The following is an 18,545-nucleotide window of genomic DNA, read 5'->3' on the forward strand; positions in this document are numbered from 1 at the left end:
CTTTTTTCATATATGATAACTAAAATATTATATAATTTTATATTTAAATTGTATAAAAAATTTTTTAATTTTTTATAAAAAACAACATAAATAAGAAAGTAATTAACTTTTCAAAAATAATCTTTCTATAAGATGTTTGATGTCAATTGTTATGGAATTTTACTTTATATTAAAAAGGAATTATAATGTTTTATTATTTAATTCGTAAACTGTTATTTTTAATAGACCCCGAAAAATCTCACATCTTTGTATTAAAATGTCTTAATTTTAAACAAGCTCAAATATTAAAAAAAATCTGCTTTTACAAGAACAAATCATCACAAAACATTAAATGTATGGGTTTAAATTTCAGTAACAAACTAGGAACAGCAGCAGGAATAGATAAAAATGGTGAATATATAAACTGTTTATCAGAAATGGGGTTTGGTTTTATTGAAGTAGGTACTGTTACCCCTTTACCTCAATATGGTCATCCTAAACCTAGGTTGTTCAGAATAACTCAAATGGAAGGAATAATTAACAGAATGGGATTTAACAATCTTGGAATAGATAATTTAATTAAAAATATAAAAAAATCTCATTTTAAAGGAATTTTAGGAGTTAATATTGGAAAAAATAGAGATACTAGTATTAAAAATTCAATAAATGATTACTTAGTATGTATAGAAAAAATTTATAACTATGCTAGTTACATTTCTATTAATATTTCATCACCTAATACTATTGATTTAAGAACTCTACAACATGGAACAATTCTAAATGAATTGCTATATAATATAAAAAATAAACAAGCAGAGTTACATAAAAAATATTTTAAATATGTTCCTATAGCAATTAAAATCTCACCAGATCTTTCAAAAAAAGAATTAAAATACATCTCAAAAAAATTAATTGAATATAAACTCGATGGAGTAATTGCTACCAATACAACATTAGACCGTTCGCTAATATCAGGATACAAACATAGTTTAGAAGAAGGAGGAATTAGCGGATTGCCTCTACAGAAAAAAAGCACTAATGTTATTTTATTATTATCAAAATATTTACAAAAAAAAATTCCTATTATTGGAGTTGGAGGCATTAATTCTATAGATTCAGCACAAGAAAAAATTCAATCAGGTGCTACCTTGATACAAATTTATTCTGGATTAGTATATCATGGACCGTATCTTATTAGAAAAATTATTGAAAATATATAAAAAATTGTATTAGTTTAAAATATAAAATTTTATAGATGCAATAAAAACAAATATTTTTCATATTAAATTTCACATTTAACTTAATTAAATTAATTATAAAAAAATGCACTATTTATTTGCAAGTACAAATTTTGGCACTGAAAAATTGTTAGAAAAAGAACTCCTATTTATAGGAGCAAAAAAATTAAATGTAATCAATGGAGGCATTTATTTTGAAGCAAATGAATTACTATTATATAAAAGTTTAATGTGGAGTCGCATAGCTTCTCGTATTTTTTTATGTATAAAAAAATTTAAAATATCTGACAAGGAAGAACTTTATTCTAATATATATAGCATCAATTGGACTAAAATATTTTGCGTAAAAAATACCTTTTTAATTAATTTTAAAGGAATTAATAATATTATTCGTAATAGTTTATTTGGAGCACTGATAATAAAAGATGCCATTGTTGATCAGTTTAATAAAACATACTCAGCACGTCCCAATATTAATCCTATCAATCCTGATATTCGTATTAAATCATTTTTATTTAATGATAATACAATACATATCATGTTGGATTTAAGTGGACCAGCTTTAAATAAAAGAGGATATAGAAAAAATTCCCATTCTACTCCTATTAAAGAAAACTTAGGAGCTGCAATTGTATTAAATTCAGAATGGAATAATAGTATTCCTATGATAGATCCAATGTGTGGATCAGGAACATTATTAATTGAAGCTGCCATGATAGCTTGCGATAGAGCACCTGGATTAAAAAGATTAAAATGGGGTTTTGAGTCATGGAAAAAATATAATAAAAATGTATGGATAAATGTTGTTAAAGAAGCAGAAAAAAGATTTAAAATAGGCATAAAAAAATGCTTAAAAAATCATTTTATAGGATATGATTATAATCCTACAGTTATAGAAAACGCTAAAATAAATGCATCGAATGCAGGTTTATCAAAAATAATAAAATTTTTTACACAAAATTTAAATGACTTAAAAAATGTTTATAGTATTGCAACAATTGGAATAATATTAAGTAATCCACCATATGGAGAAAGACAGCAAACTGAAAGTCAACTTGTAGGTTTATATATACAATTAGGAGTATCATCGAAAAGATATTTTCAAAATTGGAAATTATCTATTTTTAGTTCATCAAAATTTTTATTAAATTTTTTGCAAATGCAATCAGATAAAGAATATATTTTAAAAAATGGAGCATTAAATTGCATTCAAAAAAATTATACTATTTTCTCAAACAAATTAAATATAGAAGATAATGAATATAGCAATAGATTAAAGAAAAATTTTAATAAATTAAAAAAATGGACTATTCGGGAAAAAATAGAATGTTTTCGTGTATATAACGCTGATTTACCGAATTATAATATAATAGTTGATATTTATAGTAAATGGCTAGTTATTCAAGAATATAAAGCTCCTAAATTAATAAATTGTAAAAAATCACACAAAAGATTATGTCATGCTATTTATTACGCAAAAGAAATATTATCTATTGATATTAATAATATAATATTTAAAATTAGACAAAAAAATAAAAATAAAACACAATATAAAAAATTATTTGACAGCAATAGTTTTATTATAATTAAAGAATATAATGCAAAATTTCTAGTTAATTTAGTAGATTATTTAGATACTGGATTATTTTCAGATAAACGACTTATCAGAAAATTATTAGGAGTCATGTCACCAGGTAAGGATTTTTTAAATTTATTTTCATATACTGGAACTGCTAGCGTTTATGCTGGATTAGGAAAAGCTAACAGTACAACGAGTGTAGATATATCTAATACTTATATAGAATGGTCGATTCGAAATATGTCTATTAATAATTTAAATGGTTCTAATCATAATTTTATTAAAGCAGATTGCCTAAATTGGTTACAAAAAAATAATAAAAAATTTGATCTTATATTTATCAATCCACCAACTTTTTCCAATTCAAAAAATATGAAAAAATCTTTTGATTTAAAAAGAGATTATCTTATTCTAATGAGATATTTAAAAAGCACTTTGCGGTATAATGGTAATATTATTTTTTCAAGTTCTACGCGTAATTTTAACATTAATATTGATTCTCTTGAAAAAATAAAATTATATGCAAAAAATATTACGGAAAAAACACAATGTAAAGATCATTTAAATAATTCAAATATTTTTCATTCCTGGTTAATAAAACATGCCTAATAAATATAAGGACAGAAAAAATTTATGCCTCTAATTCAAATTAAAGATGCATGTTTATCATTTAGTAATTTAAATATTTTAAAAAATAGTACACTTCATATTAATCCACATGAAAGAATATGTTTAATTGGTAAAAATGGAACTGGAAAATCAACTATTTTAAAAATTATTAATAAAAAACAAGACTTAGACCATGGTCTTGTAATTTACCGAAAAAATATAAAAATATCTTATTTAAAACAAGAAAATCCTATAAATATTAATGTTTCTATATATGATTTTCTTAGTTCAGGATTTAACAATAGTCAAATAAAACAAGAAAAAAATTATAATATCTCTTTAATTAAAAAAAAATTAAATATAAATCAAATTATAGAAATAGAAAAAACAATTGAATTAATTCAATTAAAAAAAAATATTTTGTTATCTGAACTATCTGGAGGTTTATTAAGAAAGGTAGCATTAAGTCGTGCTCTAATAGGAAAACCCGATGTACTGTTACTTGATGAACCAACCAATCATTTAGATATGAAAACAGTTAAATGGCTTGAAAAATTTTTAAAACAATTTAATGGGAGTATATTATTTGTATCACATGATAGAAATTTTATTCAAAATGTATCTACACGTATTGTGGACCTAGATCGAGGAAAATTAATTTCTTGGCCAGGAGATTATAAAAATTTTATAAAATTAAAAAATGATAGTAATCGCATCGAAAAAATTCAAAAAAAAATATTCGATAAAAATCTTGAAAAAGAAGAAAAATGGATTAGAAAAGGTATTAAAGCACGTTCTACTAGAAATGAAGGTAGGGTGAAAAATTTAAAATTATTACGAAAAGAATATCATAATTATACACAAATAGAAAAATTAACTGATATAAAAATCAATCAATCTAATAATCATTTGGGAAAAATAATTTTTGAAATAGATAATATAACTTTTTTGATAAAAAATAAATTTATTGTAAAAAATTTTTCATCAATAATTCAACATGGTGATAAAATAGCATTGATTGGGAATAATGGATGTGGAAAAAGTACTATGATAAAAATTTTAATAGGAGAAAAAACCCCACAAAATGGACATATTTATAAAAGTACAGGATTAAAAATATCATATTTTGATCAAAATAGATCTATATTAGATCCAAATAAATCTATTATAGATAATATATCTTATGGAAAAGAAACGATCATTATTAACGGAAAGGAACAGCATTTAATAGGATATCTAAAAAATTTTCTTTTTAAACCTAATCAATTAAAATCTTTTGTAAAGACACTATCTGGTGGTGAATGTAATAGATTGCTTTTAGCAAAAATATTTTTACAACCTAGTAATGTTTTAATTCTAGATGAACCAACTAACGATCTAGATTTAGATACACTAGAATTATTAGAAAAAATTGTTATCGATTATAAAGGAACCGTTTTAATAGTTAGCCATGATGAAAAATTTGTTAATAATACAGTTAATAAATGTTGGTTATTTAAAAAAAATGGATCAATTACGACTCATATCGGTAATTATGACTCTCTAAAAAAAGAAAAAAATTATCTAATACAAGAAATAAAATATAAAAAAATAAAACAAAACAAATTAAATGTTAATAGTAAAAAAAATGCAAATAATAACAAAATTAAAAAAGAATTGCAGATTACATTAATCAAAATAGAAAAAATAGAATCTGATATTAAAAAATTGCAAAATACAATCAATCACCCATGTTTTTTTAAAAAAAAAATAGACGAGAAACTGCCAGTTTTAAAACAATTAATGCAAGAAGAAAAAAAACTAAAAGAAACATTAATATATTGGGAAAATTTAGAAAATATTAATATAAAAAACAAAACATAAAATATTTTTAGATTATTATATATGGTAATTTAAATTAAATTTTCTTCATGCAATTTAAAGAACAACAATTATTAAAAGCAATTGCACAATTTTTACATTGAATAAAAAGAAGATGACATGCATTATTTTTACAATTAATATAACTATCCGAAAGATTATTACACTGAGAACAAGATGATATTATTTCTTCTGAAACTTTTTCACTCATACGATAATCAAATACAAAATTTTTTCCTTTAAAAAGAACTGGTAGTCCATTTTTTCTAGCATCATGTACGTAACCAATAATACCTCCTTCTAAATGATATACAAATTTAAAACCATTAAAACGCATCCAAGCAGTCGCTTTTTCACAACGAATACCACCTGTGCAATACATTACAATTCTTTTATTTTTAGCATGTTCCATTAATCTAATTACATTTTTTAACTGTTCTCTAAAAGTTAAACTTTTAATTTCAATTGCTTTTTCAAAATGACCAATCGCATACTCATAAGAATTTCTCATATCAATAAATATTGTTTTTGTATCGTTTAACATCATATTAACTTGTCTTGATTTTATGTAAACACCAACATCATCAGGATTGAAATTAGGATCTGTAATTCCATCTTCTACAATTTTTTTTCTTACCTTAACGGAAAGCATCCAAAAAGATTTTTTGTTGTTTAATGATTTATTAATACGTAAATTATTTAACACAGAATGTAATTGATATAAAAATTGTTTTATAAAAAAATAATTTTTTACAGGAACGCTTATTTGAGCATTAATGCCTTCATAAGCTATATAAATTCTTCCTAAAACATCATTTTTATAAAAATTTCTATAAATTTTATCTCTATATTCTTGAGGATTTTTAATAGAAAAATATTTATAAAAAGACAATGTTAAACGAGGTTCTTTTTCATATAACATATTATTCTTTAATTTTTTTTTGCAAATAATATTATGTAAAATAGACATTAAAATACCTTTTATTTTTTAAAAAAATTATTTTTTTTCAGATAAATTAGTAAAAATTTTTATTTGTCGTGATATTTTTTGATATATTTTATTCAATTTTAATAATTTTATTTTCTCTTGCATAACTATTTTTTCTGGAGCATTAGATATAAAATTTTTATTTGATAGTTTATTTTTAATTTTTATTAAATTCATTTGTATTTTGTTAAACTCTTTTTTTAATCTATTTAATTCTATTGTTTTATCTACAAGATTTAATATAGGTAATATAATTTCTGCTCCATCAATTATTTCTTTAATACATAAATCTTGATTATATGCTTCAAATAATATTGTAATTTCATTTAAAAAAGATATTTTTTTTAGTAAAATAGCATTTTCCTTAATTATTCTTTCTTGTTCAGAAGTTATTTTATATAAAAACAATGGGATTAATTTAGTAGCATTAATATTCATATTAATTCTAATATTTCTTAAAAATATTATTATTTTTTTAATCCAATAAACATGTAATAATATTTTTTTATCAGATAATAAATAATTATACTTTGGAAATTTTTGCAACATAATTGTTTCAGCTTGAATATTTTTAACTATTTTTACACGTTGCCAAATTGTTTCAGTAATAAAAGGTATAATAGGATGAGCTAATCTTAAAATTGACTCTAAAACATATATTAAAACATTTTTAGTAAAATATACTTCTTCAGAAGTATTATTTTTAAAAATAATTTTTACAAATTCTAAATACCAATCACAAAAAATATTCCAAATAAAATCATATAAAATATTAGATGCAACATCAAAACGATAAGTATCTAATGATGCACGATATAATTTAATTGTATTATTTAATTCTATTAAAATCCATTTATTTACTATTAGCATTCGATCTGTTATATTAAATTTTACAAAAAAATGATTTTTTGTATTCATTAAAACAAAACGACTAGCATTCCAAATCTTATTACAAAAATTACGATATCCTTTTAATCGATTCATATCCCACTGTATATCACGTGTATTAGACGCTAATGCAGAAAAAGTAAAACGAAGTGCATCTGTACCAGTAGATTCAATACCTTGAGGAAATTGATGAATAGTACGCTGAACAATACTATTAAATACATTTGGTTGTAACAAATTACTTGTTCTTTTTTTAATTAATTCTGTTAAAGAAATGCCATCTATCATATCTAAAGGATCAAGTACATTTCCTTTTGATTTTGACATTTTCTTCCCCTCTTCATCGCGAATTAAACCTGTTATATAAACATTTTTAAAAGGAACTTCTGGTTTTCCATGTTCATCTTTAATGAAATACATAGTTAACATAATCATTCTAGCTATCCAAAAAAAAATGATATCAAATCCGCTAACTAAAATATCCGTGGAATGAAAAATTTTTAAAAATGATGTTTTTTCCGGCCATCCTAAAGTAGAAAATGTCCATAATCCAGAAGAAAACCAAGTATCTAATACATCATCATCTTGAATTAATAATATATCTTTTGATATAGAATATTTTTGACGTATTTCTTTTTCGTTTCTTCCAACATATGTATTTTTTTTATTATCATACCAAACTGGAATACGGTGACCCCACCATAGTTGACGAGAAATACACCAATCTTCAATATTGTTCATCCAAGATAAATACATACTTTTATACTGCTTTGGGATAAATGTAATTTTTTCATTTTTTACTGCATCAAGAGCTGTTTTTGACAATTCTGATATCTTTAAATACCATTGATTAGTAAGCATAGGTTCAATAATTGCACCACTTCGCTCACTATAAGGAGTAATAATCTCACATTCTTCAATCTTTTCTAGAAATCCTATTTTTTCAATTTCTTCCACAATTTTTCTTCGTCCAGATAAAATGTCTAAACTTTGAAATTGCAATGGAATATCTGTATTATATACATTAGATTTATGGCCATCATAGCTGTAAACTTCGGAAATACATCTAATTTTTCCATCAAAACTAAAAATATTAATCATAGGTAATTTATGATTAAAACCTACTTTATAATCATTAAAATCATGTGCTGGCGTGATTTTAACACAACCAGTTCCTTTTTCTATATCAGCATATTTATCTGAAATAATTGGAATAATTCTATTAATTAATGGGCATTTTACAAATTGACCAATAAATTTTTTATATTTATTATCCTTAGGATTTATAGCAATAGCTGTATCACCTAATAAAGTTTCAGGTCGAGTTGTCGATACAATTAAATACTTTATTTTACTATTTGAAACAATATTATTCTGAACAATAGGATATCGAATAAACCACTTTTTACCTTTTACTACACGATGTTCAACTTCTAAATCAGAGATTACAGTTTCTAATTTTGAATCCCAATGCACTAATCTTTTTTTCTTATAAATTAATTTTTTTTTGTATAATAAAATGAAAGCTTCTCGGACAGCAACAGAAATATCATCATCTAAAGTAAATTTTTCACGGTCCCAATCAACAGAAACACCTAAACGTCGCATTTGTTTAGTAACAATACTATTGTATTTTTTTTTCCAAATCCAAATTTTTTTAATAAAGTCATCTCTACTATAGTCTTTTTTAGTTTTTTTTTCTTCTAAAAATATTTGACGTTCAACTAACAATTGCGTTGCTATTCCAGCATGATCTGTTCCGACTTGCCATAATGTATTTTTTCCTTGCATTCGATGATAACGAACTAATATATCCATAATTGTTTGTTGAAATGCATGCCCCATATGCAAGCTTCCTGTAATATTAGGAGGAGGCATCATAATACAAAAAGCAGGTTTTTTTTGATTATTAGGTTTAAAATATCCATTTTTTTCCCAAAAATCATATAAAGATTCTTCAATATTCTTAGGATTATAAATTTTTTCCATTTTCTTCAACTATTTGTATTAATAAAAAGGCGATATTGCCATATTATGCAACATAATATCTAAATTTAAAATAAACTTATTTTCTGCAATTAAATAAACTTAATATAGTTTATATTCTTTAATTTGATTTAACAAAAATTGACATAAAAGTTCAACAGGACGACCTGTCGCTCCCTTACTACCAGATTTCCATGCAGTTCCGGCAATATCTAAATGGGCCCAATTATATTTTTTTGTAAAATAAGAAAGAAAACAGGCTGCAGTTATAGCTCCAGCTTTACTGCTTCCTATATTAGAAATATTTGCAATAGGAGAATGCAATCCTTTTTTATATTCTTCCAGTAATGGTAAACGCCATACTTTATCATCTGTTTCTTGGGAAGCATATTTTAATTCTCTTGAAAGATCTTCACTATTAGAAAAAAGACCACTGATGGATTCACCTAAAGCTGTAACGCATGCTCCAGTCAATGTAGCAACATCAATGACTATACTTGGAAAAAAACGTTCTACATACGTTAACGAATCACATAAAACTAAACGTCCCTCGGCATCAGTATTTAATATTTCTACGGTCTGTCCTGACATAGTAGTTACAACATCTCCAGGTCTAAAAGAATTACTTCCTAGCATATTTTCGCAACCAGATAAAACTCCTATTATTGTTAAAGGTAAATTTAATTGAGCAGCCATAATTAAAGTCCCATATACTGCCGCTGCACCACACATATCATATTTCATTTCATGCATATTAGAGGCAGGTTTTATAGATATTCCTCCTGAATCAAAAGTTAATCCTTTTCCCACTAAAGCAATAACTTTATTATTATTACTATTTCCAGTATATTTTATGACAGACATAAATGGTTTATTTTTTGCTCCACTTCCTACAGCTACATAAGCATTCATTCCTAATTTTTTCATTTTTTCTATATCAATTATTTCAACTTTAATATTATCTTGATATTTTTGAGCAAGTTTTTGTGCTTGATAAGATAAATACAAAGGATTGCAAATATTAGGTGGTAAATTACTTATATTTTTTGCAGACGTAATTCCAGAATCAATAGCTAATGCGTGTTTTAAAGCTATTTTTGCTGTAAATAAATCATTTTTTTCAAAAAAATTAAAACTAATAATATTTAAATTAATACTTTTTTTACATGAACTATTGATTTTAATAACTGTATGTAAAAATTTCTTTATCGCAAGTATTGTAAATCTAGTTATCCAATATATATTATTTTTGACGTTAATATTTAGTTCGGTAAAGGAATAAATGACATTTTTTATAGATATCTTTTTTAACATATTTATAGTTTTTTTCAATATCTTATTTACACTAGATCTAGTTATCTTATCTTTTTCCCCGCAACCAACTAATAATACTCTCTTTGCAGAAATATTAGGTACGTGGTATAACATTAGTAGTTCTCCTGTTTTACCTGTTATATCACCTAATTTTAATAAAGATGTTATATGTCCATTACTACATCGATCTAAATAGTGCAAAGCAGTAGAAAATCGACATGAGTCGAAAATATTTACTACTATACAATCAGTTTTTTCTTGATCCAAATGACAGTTTTTTATAAAAAATTTCATTATCTTTACTCTTTTAAAAAGATTGTTAACGAATATAATTCAAGTTTTTTTAGAATTATAAATACATTGACTGTATTTTTTATACTAATATTGCTTGTTTTTATTAATCATAAAAATGATTAATACAAAAAAATATTTTGTATAAATTTATTTTATTATTTAATTAAATCATTATAATTAATTTTAATATTACAATACAAAAAATATTATATACTATAATAATATTTATTATCTCATTTCAATTTAATTAAAAACATATTTTTTATTCAATACTGAGACTTTAATATATGAATGATCTTTATCAACGCGATTGTTTGAGACTATTAGATTTTAATTCTAAAGAATTAAAAAAAATTATTTTTTTAGCTCAAAAATTAAAACAAAATAAAAAAAATCATCAAGAAATCCCGCTTCTTAAAAGAAAAAATATTGCTTTAATTTTCGAAAAAGAATCTACTCGCACAAGATGCTCTTTTGAAGTGGCTGCATTTGATCAAGGAGCCAACGTTACGTATCTTGGACCAGGAAGTACACACTTGGGAAAAAAAGAATCAATTCAAGATACTGCAAAAGTTCTTGGACGTTTATACGACGGTATTCAATATCGGGGTCATTGTCATAAAACAATAGAAACTTTAGCAAAATATTCACAAGTACCAGTTTGGAATGGTTTAACTGAAAAATTCCATCCAACACAACTACTTGCGGATCTATTAACTATAAAAGAAATTTTTCCAAATAAAAAATTTCATGAAATAAAATGCGCATATGTTGGAGACACACGCAATAATATGGGAAATAGTTTATTAGAAGCAGCCTCATTAACAGGATTAGATCTACGATTAGTTTCTCCTAAAGAATGTTGGCCTGATAAAAAATTATTTAGACTCTGTCAAGAAAAATATAAAAACAAAAAAGGCAAAATTACTTGTACTGAAAATATTTTAACAGGTGTTAAAAACGTAGATTTTATCTATACAGATGTTTGGGTGTCGATGGGAGAACCTGAAGAAATATGGGAAAAAAGAATTGAATTACTTAGTGCTTATCAAGTAAATGCTTCTATGTTAAACCTCACTAATAATAATAAAGTAAAAGTATTACACTGCCTTCCTGCTTTACATGATCAAAAAACAATCATAGGACAATCTATATTAAAAAAATATGGATTTGAAAATGGCATGGAAATAACAGACGATATTTTTCAAAAGCATGAACAAATAATTTTTGAACAAGCAGAAAATAGGTTGCATACAATCAAAGCAATTCTTGTATCTAGTCTATTAAAAACCATTGATTTTTAAAACGCTTAAAATAAATATAAATATTTAGTATTTTTTTATAGAGTTTTCTATAATTCAGAGTGTCTTACTCTATCTTTTCTGATATTTTTAAGGAAAATCAAATTTGAGAAATTCTCTATATAGAAAACATATCATTTCGATTAATGATCTTCATCGTAATGAATTAGAATTAGTTTTAAAAAAATCTGCAATTCTCAAAAAAAAATCACGTTCTAATTTGTTAAAAGATAAAATTATAGCTAGTTGTTTTTTTGAAGCCTCCACTCGCACTCGCTTATCATTTGAAACTGCTATGTATCGATTAGGAGCTTCAATAGTCGGATTTTCTGATGGAAACAACATTTCTTTAGGAAAGAAAGGAGAAACATTAGCAGATACCATTTCAGTGATTAGTTCTTATGTAGATGCTATTATTATTCGACATCCAAAAGAAGGTTCTGCACGATTAGCATCAGAATTTTCTAATGGCGTACCAGTTTTTAATGCAGGAGACGGAGCTAATCAACATCCTACACAAACACTTTTAGATCTATTTACTATTCAAGAAACTCAAAATAGACTAACTCATTTAAATATTGCTATAGTCGGAGATCTTAAATATGGAAGAACAGTACATTCACTAACACAAGCATTGGCAAAATTTAAAAATAATAAATTTTTTTTTATTTCTCCTGATGCATTAAAAATGCCTAATTATATTAACGATATGCTTAATAAAAAAGAAATTTGTTGGAAAAGATATAAAAATATTGAAGAAATAATATCTGAAATAGATATTCTTTATATGACTCGCGTTCAAAAAGAAAGGTTAGATTCTACTGAATATGCAAATGCAAAAGCCAAATTTGTATTACATTCTTCAACTTTAAGAAATGCACGTAGTAATTTAAAAATATTACATCCTCTTCCTCGCATAGATGAAATAGATTATGATGTTGACCATACACCTTATGCTTGGTATTTTAAACAAGCAGAAAATGGAATTTATACACGTCAAGCAATTTTGTCCTTAGTATTAATAGAAAAACACTCACAATAAAAATGCAAATAAATAAACTTCAAGTGGAAGCTATTAGATCCGGTAGCGTCATTGATCACATACCTGCACATATTGGTTTTAAATTATTGTCTTTATTCAAATTCACAGAAACAGAAAAAAGAATTACTATAGGACTAAATTTACCTTCTCAAAAATTAGGAAAAAAAGATATTATAAAAATTGAAAATACTTTTCTAAGCGATGATCAAATTAATCAATTAGCAATTTATGCGCCACATGCAACTGTAAATTATATTAATGAGTATAATCTTGTAGGAAAAACTTTTCCAAAATTACCAAAAAAAATTGATCGAATTTTAATTTGTCCAAATAGTAATTGTATCAGTCATGATAATTTTATAACTTCTAGCTTTATTTTTCAAAAAGATAAATTGAATCATTTACGTTTAAAATGTAAATATTGTGAAAAAGAATTTTCTAAAAGAATAGTTTTATCATATTAATGATGATGCTAATCTAAATAAGATTAAACATAAAAAATGGTGATTCCGAATGAAAAATATAATTAACAGTAAAAATGCACCTAAACCTATTGGACCTTATTCACAAGCCATTCAGATTAACAATACTCTTGTATTATCAGGACAAATACCTATTGATGTTGCATCTAACAATATTCCAGAAAATATCTCCGAACAAACATATATTGTGTTAATGAATATAAAATCTATTTTAATATCTTCAAATTTTCAAGTAAGAGATATTATAAAAACTACGATTTTTACCACTAATTTAAAAGAAATTAACATTATTAATGAAATTTATATGAAATTTTTTATAGATAATAAATCAGAATTTCCTGCTAGATCTTGTATTGAAGTTCAAGCTTTACCTAAAAATGTAAAAATAGAAATTGAAGCTATAGCATGTAAAAAATAAAAAAATATATTTAAACTATTTATAAATAAAAGAATACTTTTATATCTTCTATAATCTTATTATAAGATATTAAATATAATTAATATGCCGCAAAGCGGCATAAAACTTAGACAAGTTAAACATTTCTACGACGAAAAAAAGATGTTTTAGATTCGTTTTTAGTAGTGCTGGATTTATTTAGACGATTTTCAGAAAAACGACGATTACTATTTTTATCCCTGTTAAATACTGCACGACTAGATGTTTTAGTCTCATAAATTTTAGAGTCACGTAATAATTGCATGTTAATAGGTTTACTTAAAATTCTAGTATTAGTAAAGTTTTGTAATAAATCTTTAGACATACTCTTAGGTAATTCAATCGTAGAATAAGAAGAAAATAGTCTAATATTGCCAATATTACGACTATTAATATTCCCTTCATTAGCAATAGCTCCTACTATATGACGAACTTCTACTCCATCATTACGACCTACTTCAATACGATATAAGTCTACATCTTTATTATCACGACGCTCACGACGTTGTCGAGTATGACGTATTTCTTCACGCCGACGTTCATCTTTAAAAAATACATCTTTTGATGAGCGATGGACTTTATCAGGTTTAATAATTAAAGGACGCTCTCCTTGAGCCATTTTTAATAAAGCAGCAGCCAAAGTTTTTATGTCTAAATCATCAGTAGAATACAGTTTATCTAATAGAGCACTATATTGTTCTAAATCTCGACTTTCTAATTGCTGCTGCACTTTTTTAGCAAATTTTTCAAGACGTCTTTGAGATAATAATTCAATTTTTGGTAACTGTACTTCTGGAATAGATTGTTTAATAGTGCGTTCTATATTGCGTAATAAACGACGTTCACGATTTTCAACAAATAATAATGCTCGACCTGCTCGACCTGCTCGACCCGTACGACCTATACGATGAACATAAGATTCAGAATCCATAGGAATGTCATAATTGATAACAAAACTAATGCGATCAACATCTAGACCTCGTGCTGCAACATCTGTGGCAATTAAAATATCTAATCGACCATTTTTTAATCTTTCCAAAGTTTGTTCTCGTAAAGCTTGATTCATATCTCCATTTAATGCAGCACTATTATATCCATTTCGTTCTAAAGCTTCTGATACTTCTAATGTTGCATTTTTTGTTCTAACAAAAATAATTGTAGCAGAAAAATCTTCTGCTTCTAAAAAACGAATCAATGCATCAGTTTTTCGACCATATACCATCCAGTAACTTTGTTTAATATCTGGACGTGTAGTAATATTAGATTGTATTTTTACTTCTTGTGGATTTTTCATAAATCTTTTAGAAATACGACGTATTGCCTCTGGCATTGTAGCAGAAAATAATGCAGTTTGATGTTCTTTAGGAATCTGTGCCATAATAGTTTCTACATCTTCAATAAACCCCATACGTAACATTTCGTCTGCTTCATCTAAAACTAATCCATGTAAGTTTGAAAGTTTAAGAGTTCCTCTTTTTAAATGATCTAATAAACGTCCTGGAGTTCCTACAACAATTTGAGGTCCTTGTCTTAACGCACGTAATTGTAGTTCATATCTTTGACCACCATATAAAGGTAATACATGTACGCCGATCATATATTTAGAAAAATCTGAAAAAGCTTCAGCTACTTGAACAGCTAACTCTCTTGTAGGAGCTAATACTAATATTTGAGGAGATTTTAAATTAATATTAAGATTATGTAATAATGGTAATGAAAAAGCAGCGGTTTTACCACTTCCAGTTTGTGCCATTCCCAATACATCACGTCCTTCTAAAAGTAAAGGAATACAGGCTGCTTGAATAGGAGAAGGTTTAACATATCCCATTTCAGTTAAAGATTGAATAATAAAAGGATTTAAACCAAGAAAAGAAAATGTGCTTTCAATATGAGTCATGCAGTAGATATGCCTTTTAAGTTACAGTGGCCAGTCTACATAGCTCATGATGAAAATATTGATTTATTCTCATTGAAAAGTGTGAACCGGCTCAAATTAAATGATTTAACAAATATAAAATTGAATTTTTATAACAATAAAATTATATTTGTTAGTTATTGCTAATGATTTTTTAAATATATATTTTTTATTAAAAAAAATAACATTAGCAAATGATTGAAGTTTATTTTTTTAAAAATCATAAATCTATTTTTTTAGATCAAGATAATTTTAAAAATAAAATGAATTAAGTTTTATATCATATCTATGGTACTATTTGAAAAGATATAAATCTATATTTTATTAAAAATGTTTCATTTTTTAGATAATAATAAAAAATTTATATTTCATTAATTTAAAACAATTATATCAGATAATATTATTATTTATTGAGAATAATATCATTATTCTATTTCTTTAATGCTTAATCTTAAACGACCTTGACGATCTATTTCTAAAACTTTTACAGATATTATCTGATCAATTTTTAAATAATCAGATACTTTATCTACTCTTTTATCCGCAATTTGCGAAATATGTACTAAACCTTCTTTTCCAAAACCAATTGAAACAAAAGCACCAAAATCAACAATGCGAGTTACTTTTCCTGAATAAATTCTCCCTACTTCAATTTCAGCTGTGATCTCCTCAATCCTACGAATAGCATGTCTGGCTTTTTCTCTAATAGTAGCTGAGATTTTCACTGTACCATCATCGTCAATTTCAATGATAGTTCCAGTCTCTTCAGTCAACATTCTAATTACAGAACCTCCTTTACCTATAACATCTTTTATTTTTTCAGGATTTATTTTAATAGTATGAATACGAGGAGCAAGATCAGAAATTTCACTTCTTGATTTACTTAAAGCTTGATTCATTACATTCAAAATATGTAGTCGAGCAGATCTTGCTGCATTTAAAGAAGCATGTATAATTTCATTTGTAATACCTTCTATTTTCATATCCATCTGTAACGCTGTAATACCTTGTTCTGTTCCAGAAACCTTAAAATCCATATCGCCTAAATGATCTTCATCTCCTAAAATGTCTGAAAGTAATACATATTTTTCTCCTTCTTTCACTAAACCCATAGATATTCCAGCAACAGCAGATTGAATAGGAACACCAGCATCCATTAAAGCTAAAGATGCACCACAAACAGAAGCCATAGAAGATGAACCATTAGATTCCGTAATTTCAGATACTATTCTAACAGTATAAGGAAAATCATCTATTTTCGGCATTACAGCTAGAAGACTTCTTTTAGCAAGACGACCATGCCCAATTTCTCGTCTTTTTGGTGAGCCTACCGCTCCTATTTCTCCAACAGAATAAGGAGGAAAATTATAATGAAATAAAAAGTTATCTGTTCTATCTCCTAATAATTCATCTAAATTTTGCGCATCTCGAGATGTCCCTAAAGTCACTGATACTAAAGATTGGGTTTCCCCTCTAGTAAACAAAGCAGAACCATGTGTACGCGGTAAAATTCCTGTACGAACGTCTAATGCACGAATCATATCTTTTTCACGCCCATCAATTCGTGTTTCATTATTTAATATACGTTTACGTACAATCTTTTTTTCAATTTTTTGAAAAATATCTTCTATTTCTGATACAGAAACATTAGAATTATCATCAGAGAATTTTTTTATTATCTCTTCTTTAATCATACTTAATTTTTCAAATCGTTCTTGTTTGTTAAAAATTAAATAAGCAAAACCAATCTCTTTTTCATATAATTCAATAATTTTAAGTTCTAATGCCTTATTGATATCTGGATAAGACATAATCCAAGGTAATTTACTAGCTTCATTTGATAAAGAACGAATATTATTAATTACTACTTGTTGTTGTTGATGACCAAAAATAATAGCTTCAAGCATTTTTTCTTCACTGAGTATTTTTGATTCTGCTTCTACCATAAGAACAGCGTTCTGAGTACCTGAAATTACTAAATCTAAAGAACTATTTTTCATATCTTCACTAGTAGGATTTAATATATACTGATCATTGATATAACCAACCCTAGCAGCACCTACTGGACCATAAAATGGAATCCCTGATAAACTCAATGCCGCTGATGCACCTATAATAGAAATAATATCAGGATTAATTTGAGGATTAACTGAGACTACTGTAGCAATAATTTGAATTTCATTTAAGAAATTTTTAGGAAATAAAGGACGAATAGGTCTATCAATTAATCTAGCTATTAATATTTCATTTTCACTAGGACGTCCTTCTCTTCTGAAAAAACCACCAGGTATTCGACCTGCAGCATATGTACGTTCTTGATAATTAACAGTAAGTGGAAAAAATTTTTGTCCTGGATATGTTTTTTTTTGTCCTACAACAGTTACAAAAACTGCTGTATCATCCATACTAGCCATAACAGCAGCTGTAGCTTGTCTAGCCATTATACCTGTCTCTAAGGTAATAGTATATTGGCCATATTGAAATTTACGTACAATGGGATTTAGCAAAATAATATCCTTAACATAAAACTACTTTTTTAAACTTTAATTTAATGAACAAACATTAATATTTAATCTATAAAATTTAAATAAAGATTGTAAAAAAAGGGCTAAAAAAGCCCTTTGCAAAAAAATA

Annotated in this window: 12 protein-coding genes; 7 read left to right on the plus strand and 5 right to left on the minus strand. The window is 25.6% G+C overall.

The genetic code is table 11. The features are described from left to right. The first annotated feature begins 185 nt into the window (after positions 1-185). The 3 genes from pyrD to AB4W64_RS01870 all read left to right on the plus strand — a co-directional run bounded on the left by pyrD (position 186) and on the right by AB4W64_RS01870 (position 5,268). On the plus strand, positions 186-1,199 hold the full coding sequence (gene pyrD, locus AB4W64_RS01860; protein WP_367677806.1) for a quinone-dependent dihydroorotate dehydrogenase: 1,014 nt from the start codon (positions 186-188) through the stop codon (positions 1,197-1,199). A gap of 103 nt (positions 1,200-1,302) precedes the next feature. Continuing rightward, positions 1,303-3,405, plus strand: coding sequence for a bifunctional 23S rRNA (guanine(2069)-N(7))-methyltransferase RlmK/23S rRNA (guanine(2445)-N(2))-methyltransferase RlmL (gene rlmKL / locus AB4W64_RS01865; protein WP_367677807.1), 2,103 nt, complete (start codon positions 1,303-1,305; stop codon positions 3,403-3,405). 24 nt (positions 3,406-3,429) lie between these two features. After that, positions 3,430-5,268, plus strand: coding sequence for an ATP-binding cassette domain-containing protein (locus tag AB4W64_RS01870; RefSeq protein ID WP_367677808.1), 1,839 nt, complete (start codon positions 3,430-3,432; stop codon positions 5,266-5,268). A 34-nt stretch (positions 5,269-5,302) separates the two neighbouring features. Here the strand turns inward: AB4W64_RS01870 and AB4W64_RS01875 are convergent, their stop codons facing one another. From AB4W64_RS01875 to AB4W64_RS01885, 3 genes are all read right to left on the minus strand, one after another. Continuing rightward, positions 5,303-6,235, minus strand: coding sequence for a rhodanese-related sulfurtransferase (locus tag AB4W64_RS01875; RefSeq protein ID WP_367677809.1), 933 nt, complete (start codon positions 6,233-6,235; stop codon positions 5,303-5,305). A 27-nt stretch (positions 6,236-6,262) separates the two neighbouring features. Further along, entirely contained in the window at positions 6,263-9,130 is a 2,868-nt protein-coding gene (locus tag AB4W64_RS01880) for a valine--tRNA ligase (RefSeq protein ID WP_367677810.1), read from the minus strand. A gap of 99 nt (positions 9,131-9,229) precedes the next feature. Beyond that, a complete protein-coding gene (locus tag AB4W64_RS01885) occupies positions 9,230-10,735 on the minus strand; it encodes a leucyl aminopeptidase (RefSeq protein WP_367677811.1) in 1,506 nt (501 codons plus the stop codon). Between the two features lie 287 nt (positions 10,736-11,022). Between AB4W64_RS01885 and argF the strand changes: the two genes are divergently transcribed. From argF to AB4W64_RS01905, 4 genes are all read left to right on the plus strand, one after another. Continuing rightward, a complete protein-coding gene (gene argF / locus AB4W64_RS01890) occupies positions 11,023-12,039 on the plus strand; it encodes an ornithine carbamoyltransferase (protein WP_367677812.1) in 1,017 nt (338 codons plus the stop codon). 103 nt (positions 12,040-12,142) lie between these two features. Next, positions 12,143-13,078 (plus strand): aspartate carbamoyltransferase, encoded by a 936-nt coding sequence (pyrB, locus tag AB4W64_RS01895; protein ID WP_367677813.1) that lies wholly within the window; start codon positions 12,143-12,145, stop codon positions 13,076-13,078. A 2-nt stretch (positions 13,079-13,080) separates the two neighbouring features. Beyond that, positions 13,081-13,542, plus strand: a complete 462-nt coding sequence (gene pyrI / locus AB4W64_RS01900) for an aspartate carbamoyltransferase regulatory subunit (RefSeq protein WP_367677814.1) — start codon at positions 13,081-13,083, stop codon at positions 13,540-13,542. A gap of 49 nt (positions 13,543-13,591) precedes the next feature. Then, the gene (locus tag AB4W64_RS01905) at positions 13,592-13,978 is read left to right on the plus strand and encodes a Rid family detoxifying hydrolase (protein ID WP_367677815.1); all 387 of its coding nucleotides are present in this window, start codon (positions 13,592-13,594) and stop codon (positions 13,976-13,978) included. A gap of 115 nt (positions 13,979-14,093) precedes the next feature. On the opposite strand, the gene AB4W64_RS01910 is transcribed toward AB4W64_RS01905, so the two are convergent. Together AB4W64_RS01910 and pnp are read right to left on the minus strand one after the other, a co-directional pair. After that, positions 14,094-15,893, minus strand: coding sequence for a DEAD/DEAH family ATP-dependent RNA helicase (locus tag AB4W64_RS01910; RefSeq protein ID WP_367677816.1), 1,800 nt, complete (start codon positions 15,891-15,893; stop codon positions 14,094-14,096). A 443-nt stretch (positions 15,894-16,336) separates the two neighbouring features. Continuing rightward, positions 16,337-18,418 carry a polyribonucleotide nucleotidyltransferase gene (gene pnp / locus AB4W64_RS01915; RefSeq protein ID WP_367677817.1) on the minus strand — a complete coding sequence of 694 codons (2,082 nt, stop codon included), beginning with the start codon at positions 18,416-18,418 and terminating at the stop codon, positions 16,337-16,339. Positions 18,419-18,545: the final 127 nt, after the last annotated feature.

The sequence above is a fragment of the Buchnera aphidicola (Brachycaudus tragopogonis) genome, assembly GCF_964059175.1.
Classification (GTDB): domain Bacteria; phylum Pseudomonadota; class Gammaproteobacteria; order Enterobacterales; family Enterobacteriaceae; genus Buchnera; species Buchnera aphidicola_BM.

Bases quoted from the DNA above. Each gene is read 5' to 3' on its own strand.
- pyrD (WP_367677806.1), top strand. From the start codon at position 186: ATGTTTTATTATTTAATTCGTAAACTGTTATTTTTAATAGACCCCGAA.
- rlmKL (WP_367677807.1), top strand. From the start codon at position 1,303: ATGCACTATTTATTTGCAAGTACAAATTTTGGCACTGAAAAATTGTTA.
- AB4W64_RS01870 (WP_367677808.1), top strand. From the start codon at position 3,430: ATGCCTCTAATTCAAATTAAAGATGCATGTTTATCATTTAGTAATTTA.
- AB4W64_RS01875 (WP_367677809.1), bottom strand. From the start codon at position 6,235: ATGTCTATTTTACATAATATTATTTGCAAAAAAAAATTAAAGAATAAT.
- AB4W64_RS01880 (WP_367677810.1), bottom strand. From the start codon at position 9,130: ATGGAAAAAATTTATAATCCTAAGAATATTGAAGAATCTTTATATGAT.
- AB4W64_RS01885 (WP_367677811.1), bottom strand. From the start codon at position 10,735: ATGAAATTTTTTATAAAAAACTGTCATTTGGATCAAGAAAAAACTGAT.
- argF (WP_367677812.1), top strand. From the start codon at position 11,023: ATGAATGATCTTTATCAACGCGATTGTTTGAGACTATTAGATTTTAAT.
- pyrI (WP_367677814.1), top strand. From the start codon at position 13,081: ATGCAAATAAATAAACTTCAAGTGGAAGCTATTAGATCCGGTAGCGTC.
- AB4W64_RS01905 (WP_367677815.1), top strand. From the start codon at position 13,592: ATGAAAAATATAATTAACAGTAAAAATGCACCTAAACCTATTGGACCT.
- AB4W64_RS01910 (WP_367677816.1), bottom strand. From the start codon at position 15,893: ATGACTCATATTGAAAGCACATTTTCTTTTCTTGGTTTAAATCCTTTT.